The sequence below is a fragment of the Alteromonas sp. 76-1 genome (assembly GCF_900654235.1).
GTDB classification, from domain to species: Bacteria; Pseudomonadota; Gammaproteobacteria; order Enterobacterales; family Alteromonadaceae; genus Alteromonas; species Alteromonas naphthalenivorans.
Map to the genome: position 1 here is coordinate 4,016,646 of NZ_LR136958.1, position 15,116 is coordinate 4,031,761.

Here is a 15,116-nt window from a genome sequence, read left to right on the forward strand (position 1 = left end):
GTATTAGCGCGGCCTTATATCAGGCCTGCTTTTTCATCTAGCGATTCCTGTATGCTAGGCGAGCGGGTGACAGCTTAAATACCGTCACCAAACTCGTGCAAACCACACTCTCGCTTGAGCCCGAAGAAACGAGTATCTTGCTCACTCATGCCTTCTTGCAATGACTGCGTGGTATGCCAATCGCCAATAGACACATAACCTTCGTCCCACAAAGGATGGTACGACAAACCATGTTCTTTGAGGTAGTAGTGCAGGTCTTTGTTGCTCCAATCAATAATAGGATAAAGCTTAAACTGACTACCTACCTTTTGAAGCACAGGTAACTTGCCGCGGGTATCAGATTGACTGCGGCGTAAACCCGCAAACCATGTTCCAGCATTAAGCTCTTTTAAGGCACGTTGCATAGGTTCAACCTTGTTCATTCGGTTGTACTGTTCTATGCCTTCAACACCTTGTTCCCATAACCGTCCAAATCTCGCTTCCTGCCACGCAGATGAAATATCTGCGTTGTACACGTGCAAGTTCAAATTCAACGCGTTTTTCAGCTCATCAATAAACTTGTAGGTTTCAGGAAACAAATAACCAGTATCCGTTAGTACCACAGGGATATCTGGCTTAGCTTGAGTAAGCATGTGAAGCATAACCGCAGATTGAGCACCAAAGCTTGATGACACAATGTGACTGTCAGGTAAGTTTTCAAGCGCCCACTCAACGCGGGCTTGAGCACTCATTGCTTCCAGTTCAACATTGATATCGGCAAGGGCTTCCTTGCTGATATCAAGTGTTAGCGGACTGCTATTAAGTAGCGTCGAATTACTCATAAAAGTCTCTAGCTGAATCGACAACGGGTGCGACAATTTCAGCGCGAATAACATAATCACCGAACGATTCGTTACCGTTACGCTCTTTCGCCCACTTGCCAATTAATGAATCAAGTTCGGCCATAATTTCTTCTTCACTGATGTTTTCGCGATACATCTTAGGAATACGGGTTCCTTCGCGATCGCCACCTAAATGGAAATTATATTTACCTGGGCCTTTACCCACTAAACCAACTTCGGCCAACATGGCACGACCACACCCATTCGGGCACCCCGTTACGCGGAAAATAATACTGTCGTCAGCTAAACCATGCTTCGCTAGCAAGCCTTCAAGTTCCGTTACCGCATCAGGCAAATAGCGTTCTGCTTCTGCCATTGCTAATGGACAAGTTGGCAATGCAACACAGGCCATAGAATCAAGACGTTGGTTTGAAGTTTCTGGCGCGATAAGGCCATGCTCACGCGCCAAGGCTTCAATTTTTTCTTTATCTTCTGCCGGTACACCTGCAACAATCAAGTTTTGATTCGCGGTTAAGCGGAAGTCGCCGGTATGAATTTTCGCAATTTCAGCACACCCTGTTTTTAAGGTTTTGCCTGGATAATCTAAAATTCGGCCGTTTTCGATAAATAACGTTAAGTGATATTTACCGTCAATACCTTCAACCCAACCGAAGCTATCGCCACGAGTCGTGAATTCATATGGACGTGTTTCACCAAAGGTTACGCCTGCACGCTTCTCTACTTCGGCTTTAAAGTTATCTACGCCCACACGTTCTAGGGTGTATTTGGTTTTAGCGTTTTTACGGTTAACACGGTTACCCCAATCGCGCTGGGTCGTTACTACTGCGGCAGCAACGGCTAACGTGTCATCCAAACCTATAAAACCAAAGTCACTGGCTTTACGTGGGAAAGTGCTCTTATCGCCATGCGTCATGGCAAGGCCGCCGCCTACCAGTACGTTAAAACCAATCAGTTTGCCGTTTTCAGCAATAGCCACAAAGTTAAGATCGTTCGCGTGAACATCTACATCGTTTTGCGGTGGGATAACCACGGTAGTTTTAAACTTACGAGGTAAGTAGTTGTCACCTAAAATTGGCTCTACTGGCTTTTCAGTGGTTTCCACTCTTTCACCGTCTAACCAAATTTCAGCATAAGCACGGGTTTTTGGAAGTAAGTGCTCGCTTATCTTCTTAGCCCATGCATATGCTTCAACGTGCAAGGCAGACTCAACCGGATTAGAGGTGCAAAGTACGTTTCGGTTTACGTCACCAGCGGTGGCAATAGAGTCGATTCCTGCTTTATTAAGCATTTGGTGCATCGACTTGATTTTCGGCTTCAATACACCGTGAAACTGGAATGTTTGACGCGTAGTAAGACGAATACTGCCGTACATAGTGTGATCGGCGGCAAATTTGTCGATAGCTAACCATTGGTCAGGGGTAATCACGCCACCCGGTAAACGGGCACGTAGCATTACGTTGTGCAATGGCTCTAGTTTTTGCTTAGCACGCTCGGCGCGAATATCACGGTCGTCTTGCTGATACATACCGTGGAAGCGGATAAGTTGGAAGTTATCTGCCGTGAACCCACCGGTTAAATCGTCTTTTAAATCGGTTTCGATAGTGCCGCGTAAGTTATTACTTTCACGCTTTAAGCGCTCGTTGTCAGCCAGTTTGCCCTCAACGATAAATGGTGATTTTTCATTGCTCATTAATAGACATCCTTCTGGTAACGTTTCGCTTTGCGTAATTCAACTAAGTACGCTTTAGCATCGGCTTCTGATTTTTCGCCGTACTGTTGCACAATACTAATCAGTGCATTTTCCACATCTTTGGCCATGTAGGTTGCATCGCCACACACATAAAAATGTGCACCTTGCTGAAGCCATTCGTACACTTCTTTACCATGCTCAAGCAAACGGTGTTGCACATAAACTTTCTCTTCTTGGTCGCGAGAGAAAGCCAAAGTAATCTTATCTAGTAGGCCGTCTTTCACGTAGCCTTGCCATTCCACTTGATACAAGAAGTCTTGTGTGAAATGCGGATTACCGAAGAACAACCAGTTCTTACCTTCAGCCTCTTGAGCATCACGCTCTTGCATAAAGGCCCTGAAAGGGGCAATACCCGTACCTGGGCCAACCATGATAACCGGTGTATTTCCATCTTCAGGTAAACGGAAGTGATCGTTGTTTTCAACAAACACGTCTACTTCACCGTTTTCTTCTAAATATTCACATAAGAAACCAGATGCCCCGCCTTGATGACGATGACCAAAGGCTTCATAGTCTACGTGAGCTACCGTTAGGTGAACTTCGTCTTCAACTTCGGTTTGGCTAGACGCAATAGAGTATAAGCGCGGTGTTAGCGGTCGAAACGCTTCTACCAGTTGTTGCGCGGTTAAGCTGCCCGGATGGTCGCGCACGATATCAATCAACTGACGCTCGGCCATATAAGTGCGCAGTTTTGCTTTATCTTCCATCATCGCGGCTAAGCTTTCAGAGCCGGTAGCCGCTTGATAGGCTTTAATGAAGTTAGGATAGCTAAGCGTAAGCTCAAGCTTGCTGGTTAATGCTTCTCGCAACGTCAGCGTTGCATCAGCAACCTTCACTTCTACATCGCCATCAAGAGAAAGTGTATCTATGAACGCATCAACAAGACTTGGCGCGTTTTTAAACCACACGCCTAATGCATCACCCGCTTTGTAGGTAATACCAGAATCTTCAAGGCTAATTTCAATATGGCGAATGTCTTTTACTGAATCACGACCTGTAATTTTTTGAGCATCAAGCAAGGTTGCCGTAAACGGCGCTTTTTTGGTATACGCTTGTTCAGGTGCGCCTTGCACGGCTGAGCCAGTTTGCACTGCTTGGGCAACAGGCGCTGACGCTGTAAAGTCATCTTTAAGAGAAGCGATTAAGTCATTCAGCCACGCCTCAGCTTGCGCTTCATAATCAACATCGCAATCGGCACGGGCCACTAGCTCGGTACCACCAAGCTTGCCTAAGCGTTCATCGAAGTCTTTGCCCGTTTGGCAGAAGAATTCGTAGCTACTATCACCTAACCCTAACACCGCGTACTTAGTGTTGCTTAACTTAGGTGCTTTTTTACCGCTAACAAACTCATGCAACTCGATGGCATCATCTGGCGCATCGCCTTCACCATGGGTGCTAACAAAAAGCGCAACATGGGTTTCAGCCTTAAGCGAACGAGGCTTGTAATCTGCCATGCTAACTAACTTTGAGTTAAAGCCCGCTTCTTCCGCTTTTGCCTGACACTGTTGAGCCACACCTTTCGCGTTACCGGTTTGTGAACCGAATAAAATGGTAAGCGTGGGAGCATCAGTCTGCGCTGGTGCTACTGCACCGGCAGTGGTTGGCGCAACGACGCCGCCTTGTGCAGCGGCCATACCCGCAGCATAGCCACTGATCCAAGTCAGTTGGTCGCGGTTTAACCCAGATATCGATTGGGTAATTGCATTGAACTGTTGTTCGTTTAGTACGGCACCAGTAGCCGATGGATTGTTCGATTGTTGTGACATAATTCTTTAGCCTTAATTCGATGGGCATAAGGCTAACGGCTTTCTACAAGAAGAGAAAAGAATAAATGAGACTTTTTTATTACTGAAAGTGATTAAGGATGTGTTTTGGAGTATAAACACGCTGTTTTCGATGATAACACTACCAGTAAAGTTGATTTTAGGTAGCTTCCCTAAAGAATTTTTAGATATCAACGCCTGAAATTAAGCACAAACCTAAAGTGTTTTAAGTAAGTTTTAAGGTATAAGATAACTTTCTGAAGGAAAAGAAAAAACACCTAAGCAATTAATAAATAAAGGGCTTTATGCTTAAATTCACAAAGACTAGCATGTGGAAATATGTTGTAATCAACCAAATTTTCTAATTGCTACATTATGTCCCAACTTCCGTTTTTTAGATCAACCACCTCGTTAATCATTCTGTTCTTTCTTAGCGCAATTTCATCTAGCCATGCCGACACATTTGAGTATTCAGATTTGCAATCTAATCAAGAAGAGCACAAAGATGAGCATGCAGACTCCTCGCACAATGACCAAGAGCATGAAGACCATCACGATGAGGTTGAAAAAATATTAATTCAAGCGTCTCGCTCTGGACGCATCGCCGATGAGCAACCAATTCGTGTTGAACTTATAAACCGCGAAGAAATTGAAGAGAAAGCGGCAATGCGGCCGGGCAATATCTCTATGCTGGTTGCTGAAACTGGCGGCGTTAGAATGCAAACTACCTCGCCCGCCTTAGGCAGTGCCAATATTAGACTGCAAGGTTTATATGGGCGATACACTCAATTGCTTGCAGATGGTTTACCGTTATATGGCAACCAAGCTGCTTCTATTGGGCTACTTCAAATACCGCCTACCGATTTGGGCCGCATCGAGATTATAAAAGGGTCTGCCTCTTCCCTTTACGGTGGGTCTGCCTTAGGCGGTGTTATTAATTTAGTCTCTCGCCAACCTGGCAATGCGTTTAGTGGCGAAACCTTACTTAATGCCACCACGAGAGACGGCCAAGATCTTACTACTTATTTTGAAACCCCCATTAACGATTCAATAAAGGCGTCAATTACCGCAGGCGCGCACTATCAACATGAACAAGATATCGATGGTGACGGCTGGATTGACTTAGCAAGTTATGAACGCTACACCGCTCGCCCTCGCCTTTTTTGGGAAGGAGAAGATGACGAAACACTTTATGTCACTACAGGCTTCATGACAGAACAACGTGAAGGTGGCACGCTAGAGGGTGCAACTGTTGCCAATGGAGAAGCGTTCGCGCAAACACAAGACTCAAAGCGTATTGATGGCGGGTTTGTATTTAGCAAACCCGTATTAGACACACTTACTTTTAATGCTCGCGGGTCGGCGATGTTGCAAGACCATGAGCATGCTTATGGAAACGACTTTGACGATGATGAACATGAGAGCTATTTAGCTGAAACGAGTTTATCTGGCTACACAGATAAAAGTGATTGGGTGGTAGGCATTGCCTATCAGTCAGAGGTCTTCACTTCGCACACCTACCCAGAATTTGATTACGATTATCAAGTTCCTGGTATCTTTACTCAGTTCGACTACGAACTTACTGACATACTCACCACCTCGCTTAGCGCACGAGTCGACGAGCATAACGAATTTGGCACCCAGTTCAGCCCTCGAGTATCGTTACTTTATCGTCCAGGTGATATTACGGTAAGAGGGTCTTATGGTCAGGGTTATTTTGCTCCCACTCCCTTCGTTGAAGAAATAGAAGCGGCGGGGTTATCTCGCTTAGCCACTATTGAAGATTTAGAAGAAGAAAATGCAGAAACCGCCTCGCTTGATGTGACTTATACGTTAGGTAACATTGAAACGAGCTTAACCTTGTTTGGCTCAAACGTTGATAATGTTACCCAGCTAGAAGCTTTTTCAAGTAATGGAACAAATCAGCTAGACCGAGTTAGGTTGGTAAATGCTGAGGGTGAAAGTAAAATTCGTGGTTCTGAGTTTTTGGTGCGCTACTACTGGCGCGACGTAAAGCTAACCGCGAGTTACCTGTATGTTGACGCTAGTGAAGTGTCACAAACGAATGAAGGTAGGCAAGAAATTGCACTTACCCCTCGTCATTCAGCAGGTTTTGTTGCCATGTGGGAGCAGCATGGTAGTTTTAGAACCGGTTTTGAAGCCTATTATACCGGCGTACAGCGCTTGAACGACAACCCCTATATAAATGAAACCAAACCTTACTGGCATTTAGGACTAATGGGAGAAATTACCCTTGGCCGCATTAGCTACTTCATCAACTTAGAAAATCTATTGAATGTGCGCCAAACCGACGAACATCCTCTACTTTTACCTAGCCGAGCGGCTAGTGGGCAGTGGACTACTGATATATGGTCTCGCAACGATGGCTTCATTGCCAATGCAGGAATAAGAGTTAAATTTGGCCACTAGTACAATAGTACTAATATAAAAAAGCAAAAAAACCGACACATGTCGGTTTTTTGTTTATCAGATAGATGTCGGCAACAATTAGAAGTGGACTTCTAACCCTGCAAACGCGCCATCAAATTCCATATCTGCATAGATATCGTCAAGATCTTCAATATCCACCGTCACTTTGCGATAGCCCACCTGAAGGGTCATATCAACCGCGAGACTTTCTATAAATGAGTAAGTCACTGCTACTTGGTAATCGCTTAGTTCGTGATCGTCAAACGACAAGTAGCTACCTTCAGCGTAAGCCGCTAACCCCGTAAACGGCAAGCCTACTTGTACTTTCGAATACAGCATTGGTACAACACCAGAAAAATCACCTGAGCCCTGTGTGTCGCTAGCGGTATCGTAAACTGAGAACGCGCCGTCGATATACTTGGCATTTAAGCCTACATCGAAGCTTATTAAATCGTTATCAAACAGTTCGTAATACAAAATAATGTCCGTAGCGTCTAACTCAACAATGGTATCCACTTGACTATCGGCAGTGTACAAATCGCCATCGAAGGTAAAGTTAGTATTTAGCGTAGTCGTGCCCGAGTTATCAAGGGTGGTATGCCCTATCTTCACGTTAGGCACAAATGGCAACGGATGCTCAAATGCAACGTATAACGCGGTATTTGTTTCATCATCAAAATTGAAATCAGCAGTAGACGAACTATCGGCGAAACCACCTGTTGTATCCGTCTGCCAAACTTGTGCACCTGCGTACACTCCTGCAATTGTGTCTGCATGTGAAGATGCGGAGAAAAGAGCACAACCCACTAGGGTTGCCAATAGACACTTTTTCATTTGTTATCCTTGACTGAGAAGTTCTGAAAGTTCAATTAAAGCAGCGTTAGCGCGAGAAATATAGTTCGCCATCACTAAAGAATGGTTAGCCAGCATACCAAAGCCACTGCCATTTAGAATAACAGGACTGAACACAGACTGCTGAGTTGCTTCAAGCTCACGAATTATCTGCTGTAAGCTAACCAATGCGTTTTTATCTTCTAATACATCGTAGAATTCAACTTCTACCGCTTTAAGAAAGTGTAGTAGCGCCCACGTCGCGCCGCGCGCTTCATGGAAATTATTGTCTAGCTTGAACCAACTAGTTTTAACCGTACGCTGCTGCGCTACCGAGGTAGATTGCTTCGCTTTCGAATCGCCCGCTAAATCTGTATTAATTCTTGCAGAACCAACACTGGCACTTAACCGCTGCGAATAGCTGCCTAAACGCTTTTCAACTTGCTTAAGCCACTCACGTAAATTATCAGCACGAGTATAAAATTGACTGTCAGAATTTTGCGGGTTCGCAAGCTGATCGCGATAAAGTTTTAGAAGCTCTATGCCGTCTCGGTAACTAGACTCAGACGACGGAAACATCCAGCTCTTATGATCCATATTAAATTTAGGATGCGCTTTAGTCAGATAAGGGTTTTCTAACGATTGAGATTGCGAACGGCTAAAGTCTTTACGCATAGAAAGCGCAAGGTCTCGAATCATTTCCAGCGCGCCAAATTCGAAAGACGGCATATTATCTAAGAAAACACCTGGGGGCATTACATCATTCGACAGGTAACCACCCGGTTTATCTAGCAAGGTTTCAGAGACATCAATCATAGTTGCAGTAAGCGTATAGCCGGCCACGTCTTCTGGATTAATATTTTGTGCTTGTTGCGCCACCCGCTTTTTAACGTCGTAGGCGTCTGGTGCCATGCTCCAGTACAGACCTATTAACCAAAAAATCAGAAACAACACTGCAATGACAATGGCTACTCGTTTTGTGCTAATTGATTTTCTCATATCAATGCCAACCTTCCTTTCAAATGACACAAAGCCGGACTTAACCGGCAATGTATAACTAATTATAAATACGCGAGAATTACTAAACCTTTATGACGGTTGCAGTTATATCACCATTTAACGGCCTAATAACACAACTTAAATAAACTTATAATCATCATACAGGACGATTTAGGTGTTGATCACGCTTGGATTTGTCCTTAAATGCATAGATAAGTATAGCTAAAACAACGATTGGCCAAAACGCGCCAATGCCTGCAGCAAGTAATGCTAAGAACACCGCACCAGCAGCCAACAATAGCGTGCCAAGAACACTGACTGCCACGACAAAACCGACTACCGCTAACAGAACCCCTATCACAGATAGTGCAGCAAGGTTTTCCCAAGGACTAAGTAATTCATCTGACATTACGATATGCATACCAAACCAGTCGTCAATAACACTGCCTAAACAATTAACCAAGATCACAGCTAACACAATAGCGATGAGAAAGTTTTTCATTACACTGCCCTTGGTAATAGCATGACTGCCGCGAAATAAGAGACTACGGCGATAGCTGGCATAAAGATAAGCGCCGTTGCTGCGCCAACGCGAACCCAAATTGGATCTACCTCTAAGTGCCGTGCAACGCCTGCGCAAACACCTGAAATAACCGCGCTGTCTAAATCTCTATAAATACGTTTTTGTGATGGCATTTTCATTTTCATTTCCTCAATTCATTTCAGATTTGCTTAGGGTTGTACGGTGAGAGTGCGCAGCTACTAGCCTACGCCGCACTCCACTTAATATTTACGCTACCTTTTTTTTCTTAAGCGCAGCCAGTTCATTCTCTATCGTTTCATCGGCTTCTAGGGCGTCGAACTCTGCGGCTAAAGAGCTAACACTGCCGCTATCCTTGGTTAGGTCGTAAGCATCCACCTGCGCTTCAAGTGTGTCGATGCGCTGCTCGTAATGCTCAAAACGCATCATGGCATCATCGATTTTGTTGCTGTTATCCACGCTTTTTACTTTAAGCCGCGTTTCTAACGTTTGTTTGCGGCTAACAAGCGACTTTTGCTTTTGCTTCGCTTCATTTAGCTTGCTATTTAAACGGCCTGTATCAACCTGAATTTTCTCTATAATTTCAGCCAGTTGTACCTGCTGTTGCTCTAGCTGACTTAGCTTGGCAACATATTTCTGCTTTTCTACCAACGCGGCTTTAGCCAAACCTTCTTTGTCGTTATTCATGGCAAGCTGCGCTTTATCCTGCCAACCGTTGATATCTTTTTCTGCTGAAGCCATATGGCGAGCTAAGGTTTTCTGGTCGGCTAAGTAACGTGCTGCATCAGTGCGTACTTCAACCAAGGTCTCTTCCATTTCTTGGATAATTAGACGAATGATTTTTTCAGGATCTTCAGCCTTATCTAGCATGGCGTTTAAATTTGATTGCACGATGTCATTTATTCTTGAAAACATACCCATTGTTATTGCTCCGTTTCAGTGTGATTAATAACGTAGACTAGGCAGTGGCCATGCTACGGTTGGCGATTAACTATGCTGACGCCAATCTTGTCGCTTACATCTCTTTGCTTATCAAATACATTACAATTGGCGTGCCAAATCAGTAAGATGCTGTTTTTATTAATTAAAACTTAAAAATAAAAATAACTGGTGCTCCGCCGCTTTCCTATAAACCAACTTTTTAGCAAATTTAACCACTCACTATTCGTCAATTTAACCAGTGACAAAATCAGCGTTACGTTTAAAAATTAAGGCAAAAAAAAACGACCTTATTAGGTCGTTTTTCATAAATAGGGTAGAACCGTCGATGGCTTACTCAGCACTAGAGCTAGCTTTTTCAGTATCGGCAGTTGATGTTGCTGCGATATCGGTAACTTCTACTTTACCCGTTGTAGCTTCACCTTCTAACTCAAAGTGATATGCCGTATTCGCCACCGTTTGGTACACATTTGCTTTTACTTCGTTGGTAGTGATACTCACGGCGTGATCAACCATATTCGTCAATATTGACTGGAGGATTGATTCTTGCGCATTGGCGCCAGCGCTAAATAAAGTGATAGAAACGATTGATGCTGCTAAAAGTGAAGTTTTCATAATTTCCCTTGATGGTAATCACTGCAACAGCCCTTCGCTATTGCTTTGATTAATAGATAGCTAAACTCGTGCCATCTAGGAAAATTATAGGTAAGCTACTGAATTAATATAAGATATTAGAAATCACGACACCCGCGACATTTCGGCCACTTTTCGTACAACACCAAGGTTTGGTCAAATTAATTAATTCGCTTAGTGTATTTGACCACTCAGTACCTTACCGTTCATTTAAGAAATATTATTCGCCGCTTTTTGCGCATTGTAGTCATTGATTTCTTGCTGCGCTGACTCAACAGCTTCAAGCGCATTCATTAATAAATGAGGATCTGGAGACTTTCCGGTACCATTTTGGCTAAGATAACGACGCCATATACGCCCACCCGCTTGACCTTGATACAAGCCAAGCATATGCCTCGCTACGTGCCAAGGCTTGAAATAAGGGTCGTCTTGGCGCGCAATACACTTTTCTATATATTGCTGCATCTTTAATACGACATCGCGGCGGCTAATCGGTTGACCTGATTCGTCACCAAAAATCTCGGCGTCCACATTGGCCAGAATATAAGGGTTGGCATACACTTCTCTGCCCATCATTACGCCATCAACGTATTTCAGTTGCTCTTGGGTATCAGCTAAGGTTTTAACACCGCCATTAATACTAATAGAAAGGCCAGGATGCGCTTCTTTAAGCATGTGCACTCTAGGGTAATTTAGCGGCGGGATATCTCTGTTTTCTTTTGGGCTCAACCCTTGCAGCCACGCTTTGCGCGCATGCACAATAAAAGTATCGCAACCAGCATTCGCGACTATATCTATAAAACGGGCGAAATCTTCATATTCATCCATATCGTCGATACCAATGCGGCATTTTACCGTAACAGGTATATCAACTTCAGCCTGCATAGCTTTAACATTGTCAGCAACCACCTCAGGTTGCGCCATTAAACATGCGCCAAAGCTGCCATTTTTCACTCTATCAGAAGGGCAACCCACGTTGATATTCACTTCATCGTAACCGCGTTCTTGGGCAAGTACTGCACATTTCGCCATATGCTCTGGGTTACTACCGCCAAGTTGCAGCGCTACTGGGTGTTCTTCTTGGTTAAATCCAAGGTAGTCTCCTTTGCCGTAAATAATCGCACCCGTAGTTACCATTTCGGTATAAAGCAATGAGTGCTTTGAGAGCAGCCGAAGAAAGTATCGACAATGGCGATCGGTCCAATCGAGCATAGGGGCAATGGAGAACTTACGATTTAGTGGAGCGAAAGACAAGAAGTCACCTCAATATTATATAGATAAGTAGCGTTTGCTTGTTTTAGAGACTAATACTTAGTCTATAAACATTTCGCTGAATCCCGTTATTTTACTACTGTAATGGTAAAGGTTAAAGCTGTTCGGTCATATCAGCAGCAAGCTTTTTCGCCAAAGTAAAAAACACATTTAAAACTAATGTGTTATTTCCAATCGCACCTTTACACGCTATGGTAGAGAAAAGAATAAAAAGCATCCTATTTTTCTATTTAATGGGCTTATTTACTAAGCCCAGTTCAGAGGTTTGATGTGAACGCAGTTATGTTTATGCCCAAGGGAGATTTTTTGCATGGCAAATAAACCATCTAAAAATGTGGAAGCCGAACCCGACGATTCGCAAGCGGGTAACGAGCTTACTCAGTTAAGAGAGATACTTTTTGGTCAAACTAATCGAGCATTCAAGGCAGATTTGGCCAGCTTAGAATCTCGCATAAATGACAACTTTGCTACGTTGAATAATCAGCTAGAAGTTCAGTTCAATGACATTAGAAAGCTCATCGATAACCAAGTTCAAGATTTGTCACATCGACTTGAAGGGGCGAATAGCTCGAACAGTAATGTTCAAAATCAGCTTCAAGCCACCACTGATAAACTGCAATCAGAACTTGAAATAGCCGAAACCTCTGCCAAGAATGATAACGATGCCCTAGAAGCACATGTGGTCAAAGAACTAGATTCCTTAGAGAATGTATTTAGTAAACGTCATCAAGAGCTACTCGAGCGTCTGCAGCAGGTTACAAGTGAACTATCAGAAACGAAAACTGATAGAAAGACGCTGGCGAACTTGCTTTCCACCATGGCTTCGAACTTAGCAACTGACCAGTAGCTGTAAATGGAAGATAACGGGCTTTCTCCTGAATCGAAGGATAATTCTCTTGATCAAATCAGAGCATTAATACTTGGCCAGGATGACAAATATGTTCAAGAAATAGTAAAACGCAATGCCAAAGAAGTGGTAGGCGGTATTGTTTCTGAAGCATTACACGAAAGGGAAAGCAAAGACGGCTCGGTGAATAAAGTGCTGGTGCCACTGGTTGAAAAGTCACTGCATCGTTCAATTGAAGCAAACAGCGATAAAATCGTAGGCACGTTATACCCCCTTGTCGGCACCTTGGTTCGTAAAGCAGTATCGTCATTCTTAGTCGATTTCGTAGAAAGAACCAACGCACTTATCGAAAACAGCCTTAGCCCTAAAAGTGTTTCGTGGCGTTTTAAAGCGTGGCAATCTGGTATTAGATATTCTGATTACGTCGCATCTCAAGTCTATCAATACCAAGTTCAGCAGCTTTTTGTCATTCATCGAGAAACCGGTACGCTGCTGCATACTATTTCCTCTGATCCTGAGCGTAGTAAAGACGCTGATCTTATTTCATCAATGCTGGTTGCCATTAATGATTTTGTTGCTGATGCATTTCAGTCGCAAGAGAATGAAGCCGAAAACGAATTAGGTGAAATCAAAACCGGTGATTTCACACTGCTTATAAAAATAGGGCCGCAGGCCATTTTAGTTGCCGCAGTTGTTGGCAGTGTTCCGCCAGATATTAGAAGTCGATTGCAGCAAGCACTAGAAGAATTCCATCAGTTTTATCAGGTTCCATTGCAAGAGTATCAAGGCGACAGCGCGCCTTTTGCGGGTTGTGAAACCTTACTGAACGACTGTTTAATTAGCGCGAAGAAAGGTGAAGCGAAAGGTAAGAAAAAAAGACTCATTGGTGGTGTTGTTATCGGCATCGTACTGCTGCTTTTAGCTTATCTTGCATTTTTACGAATAGATTTATCGATACTACAAAGCACAATAAGGGATTTACCTCCTCCAGCTGGTATAGTGCTTACTGACACAGCCGTAAAAGATGGCAAGGTGCAAGTGCGCGTACTACGCGATCCTCATATGCAATCATCCCTTGCGTGGTTAGAAAGCCAAGAAGTCAACACCAGCAAAGTGACTATTTACGAAGAGCCCTTTGTGTCGCTACAAAAAAATGTCGTTATCGACAAAGTATCATCCTTGATGGCAACAACGAATAACGCTCTCACCGCCATTTATAGTGAAAATGATGTATTGTTTCTGAGCGGTGAGATGACGATTGATGCATTACGTTCATTCACACGTGATCTTCGAGCAATACCTGGTATTTCTCAGTTAAAACCTGATCTTACTGGTATTGATATTGTCGATGGGGTACGTGCAAATACAGAAGAACTTAATACTGCGGTTATAAATGACCTTGTAGCAAGAATTTCTTCAACACATTTACCGTTTGCAATTGCACAAGAGAACCTAGATTCTGAGCAATTAGAAGTAATAGAACAATTAGGTCAAGAGTTGTTCCAGTTGCAGCTACTCGCGAAGCAGCTTAATCTGTCAGTTGCGGTCTTTATTTTGGGTGCAAGTGATAATTCAGGTAGCTCTGCACGCAATCTTGCCTTAAGCAAATTAAGAGCTAACAACGTGAAAGAAGCGCTGCTACCCATGAAGGTTGACCCTAGCATTCTTTTTCCAATAGGGCTTGGCCAGTTATCTTTAAGTGAGGGTTCAATGGGACGAACTGTATTTATGAATGTTTTGCTATCTGACTCGCAGACTTCAGAGGTCGACGCACAGTGATTCAAAAAAAGGTATGCATCTTAGGCCCTACCGGTGTTGGTAAAACGAGCCTTGTTAAACAGTTCGTCGAAAGTATTTTCTCTGAAAAATATAAAACGACAATCGGTGTTAAAATCGATAAAAAACAAGTTAACAAAGATGGCCGAGGTGTGCAGTTGCTACTGTGGGATCTTGAAGGTATTGATAGATATTGCGGGTTCAACCCACGCTATTTGCGAGGCGCAAGTGCCTATATCATCGTGGTCGATCAAACTCGCTCTCAGTCATTATTAGAAGGTATAGAAATCCTCGAGATGGCTAGGGAACACTACCCTGATATTCCGGCTTTCTTCGTGGTCAATAAAACCGACCTCCCTTCAAGCTGGCACTGGAGCGAAGAAGAGCTTGATTCCTATGCGAAGAAGTTTACATCACTGACTAAAACCAGTGCGAAGACAGGCGAAAATGTTGAAGAACTCTTCAGTACAATTGCGTTTTGGTAGGAGTTACC

The 15,116-nt window shown here is 43.6% G+C and carries 14 protein-coding genes; 4 read left to right on the forward strand and 10 right to left on the reverse strand.

What is annotated here, in order from left to right; translation table 11 throughout:
* Window positions 1-74: 74 nt before the first annotated feature.
* Genes ALT761_RS17005 through ALT761_RS17015 form a run of 3 tightly spaced genes read right to left on the reverse strand, consistent with a single transcriptional unit; the run spans window position 75 to window position 4,358 of the window.
* Window positions 75-821, reverse strand: coding sequence for a phosphoadenylyl-sulfate reductase (locus tag ALT761_RS17005; RefSeq protein WP_013782652.1), 747 nt, complete (start codon window positions 819-821; stop codon window positions 75-77).
* Window positions 814-2,532 carry an assimilatory sulfite reductase (NADPH) hemoprotein subunit gene (gene cysI / locus ALT761_RS17010; protein ID WP_013782651.1) on the reverse strand — a complete coding sequence of 573 codons (1,719 nt, stop codon included), beginning with the start codon at window positions 2,530-2,532 and terminating at the stop codon, window positions 814-816. The genes ALT761_RS17005 and cysI overlap by 8 nt, the downstream gene beginning before the upstream one ends.
* On the reverse strand, window positions 2,532-4,358 hold the full coding sequence (locus tag ALT761_RS17015; protein ID WP_129740098.1) for an assimilatory sulfite reductase (NADPH) flavoprotein subunit: 1,827 nt from the start codon (window positions 4,356-4,358) through the stop codon (window positions 2,532-2,534). The genes cysI and ALT761_RS17015 overlap by 1 nt, the downstream gene beginning before the upstream one ends.
* Window positions 4,359-4,730: 372 nt before the next feature.
* On the opposite strand from ALT761_RS17015, the gene ALT761_RS17020 reads away from it, so the two are divergent.
* Window positions 4,731-6,785: a TonB-dependent receptor plug domain-containing protein gene (locus ALT761_RS17020; protein WP_129740099.1), complete on the forward strand. Its 2,055-nt coding sequence runs from the start codon at window positions 4,731-4,733 to the stop codon at window positions 6,783-6,785.
* A 78-nt stretch (window positions 6,786-6,863) separates the two neighbouring features.
* Here ALT761_RS17020 and ALT761_RS17025 read toward each other — a convergent pair whose 3' ends face one another.
* The 7 genes from ALT761_RS17025 to dusA form a co-directional block, all read right to left on the reverse strand.
* Window positions 6,864-7,619, reverse strand: coding sequence for a TIGR04219 family outer membrane beta-barrel protein (locus ALT761_RS17025; RefSeq protein WP_129740100.1), 756 nt, complete (start codon window positions 7,617-7,619; stop codon window positions 6,864-6,866).
* 3 nt (window positions 7,620-7,622) lie between these two features.
* Complete coding sequence (locus ALT761_RS17030; protein WP_013782647.1) at window positions 7,623-8,615, reverse strand: DUF2333 family protein; 993 nt, start codon at window positions 8,613-8,615, stop codon at window positions 7,623-7,625.
* 157 nt (window positions 8,616-8,772) lie between these two features.
* Window positions 8,773-9,117, reverse strand: a complete 345-nt coding sequence (locus tag ALT761_RS17035) for a hypothetical protein (RefSeq protein ID WP_129740101.1) — start codon at window positions 9,115-9,117, stop codon at window positions 8,773-8,775.
* The gene (locus ALT761_RS17040) at window positions 9,117-9,317 is read right to left on the reverse strand and encodes a PspC domain-containing protein (RefSeq protein WP_013782645.1); all 201 of its coding nucleotides are present in this window, start codon (window positions 9,315-9,317) and stop codon (window positions 9,117-9,119) included. Before ALT761_RS17040 ends, ALT761_RS17035 begins: the two co-directional genes overlap by 1 nt.
* An 88-nt stretch (window positions 9,318-9,405) precedes the next feature.
* Window positions 9,406-10,077, reverse strand: coding sequence for a phage shock protein PspA (gene pspA, locus ALT761_RS17045; RefSeq protein ID WP_126872811.1), 672 nt, complete (start codon window positions 10,075-10,077; stop codon window positions 9,406-9,408).
* A gap of 351 nt (window positions 10,078-10,428) precedes the next feature.
* On the reverse strand, window positions 10,429-10,710 hold the full coding sequence (locus tag ALT761_RS17050; RefSeq protein WP_126872812.1) for a hypothetical protein: 282 nt from the start codon (window positions 10,708-10,710) through the stop codon (window positions 10,429-10,431).
* 228 nt (window positions 10,711-10,938) lie between these two features.
* Window positions 10,939-11,982, reverse strand: a complete 1,044-nt coding sequence (dusA, locus tag ALT761_RS17055) for a tRNA dihydrouridine(20/20a) synthase DusA (protein ID WP_129740102.1) — start codon at window positions 11,980-11,982, stop codon at window positions 10,939-10,941.
* Window positions 11,983-12,310: 328 nt separating this feature from the next.
* On the opposite strand from dusA, the gene ALT761_RS17060 reads away from it, so the two are divergent.
* Genes ALT761_RS17060 through ALT761_RS17070 form a run of 3 tightly spaced genes read left to right on the forward strand, consistent with a single transcriptional unit; the run spans window position 12,311 to window position 15,108 of the window.
* The gene (locus ALT761_RS17060; RefSeq protein ID WP_013782641.1) at window positions 12,311-12,847 is read left to right on the forward strand and encodes a hypothetical protein; all 537 of its coding nucleotides are present in this window, start codon (window positions 12,311-12,313) and stop codon (window positions 12,845-12,847) included.
* A 6-nt stretch (window positions 12,848-12,853) separates the two neighbouring features.
* Complete coding sequence (locus ALT761_RS17065) at window positions 12,854-14,626, forward strand: OmpA family protein (RefSeq protein WP_129740103.1); 1,773 nt, start codon at window positions 12,854-12,856, stop codon at window positions 14,624-14,626.
* Window positions 14,623-15,108 carry a Rab family GTPase gene (locus tag ALT761_RS17070; RefSeq protein ID WP_126872815.1) on the forward strand — a complete coding sequence of 162 codons (486 nt, stop codon included), beginning with the start codon at window positions 14,623-14,625 and terminating at the stop codon, window positions 15,106-15,108. The genes ALT761_RS17065 and ALT761_RS17070 overlap by 4 nt, the downstream gene beginning before the upstream one ends.
* The last annotated feature ends 8 nt before the right edge of the window (window positions 15,109-15,116 follow it).

Coding starts and splice junctions, on each gene's coding strand:
- ALT761_RS17005 (WP_013782652.1), bottom strand. CDS start 821: ATGAGTAATTCGACGCTACTTAATAGCAGTCCGCTAACACTTGATATC.
- cysI (WP_013782651.1), bottom strand. CDS start 2,532: ATGAGCAATGAAAAATCACCATTTATCGTTGAGGGCAAACTGGCTGAC.
- ALT761_RS17015 (WP_129740098.1), bottom strand. CDS start 4,358: ATGTCACAACAATCGAACAATCCATCGGCTACTGGTGCCGTACTAAAC.
- ALT761_RS17020 (WP_129740099.1), top strand. CDS start 4,731: ATGTCCCAACTTCCGTTTTTTAGATCAACCACCTCGTTAATCATTCTG.
- ALT761_RS17025 (WP_129740100.1), bottom strand. CDS start 7,619: ATGAAAAAGTGTCTATTGGCAACCCTAGTGGGTTGTGCTCTTTTCTCC.
- ALT761_RS17030 (WP_013782647.1), bottom strand. CDS start 8,615: ATGAGAAAATCAATTAGCACAAAACGAGTAGCCATTGTCATTGCAGTG.
- ALT761_RS17035 (WP_129740101.1), bottom strand. CDS start 9,117: ATGAAAAACTTTCTCATCGCTATTGTGTTAGCTGTGATCTTGGTTAAT.
- ALT761_RS17040 (WP_013782645.1), bottom strand. CDS start 9,317: ATGAAAATGCCATCACAAAAACGTATTTATAGAGATTTAGACAGCGCG.
- pspA (WP_126872811.1), bottom strand. CDS start 10,077: ATGGGTATGTTTTCAAGAATAAATGACATCGTGCAATCAAATTTAAAC.
- ALT761_RS17050 (WP_126872812.1), bottom strand. CDS start 10,710: ATGAAAACTTCACTTTTAGCAGCATCAATCGTTTCTATCACTTTATTT.
- ALT761_RS17060 (WP_013782641.1), top strand. CDS start 12,311: ATGGCAAATAAACCATCTAAAAATGTGGAAGCCGAACCCGACGATTCG.
- ALT761_RS17065 (WP_129740103.1), top strand. CDS start 12,854: ATGGAAGATAACGGGCTTTCTCCTGAATCGAAGGATAATTCTCTTGAT.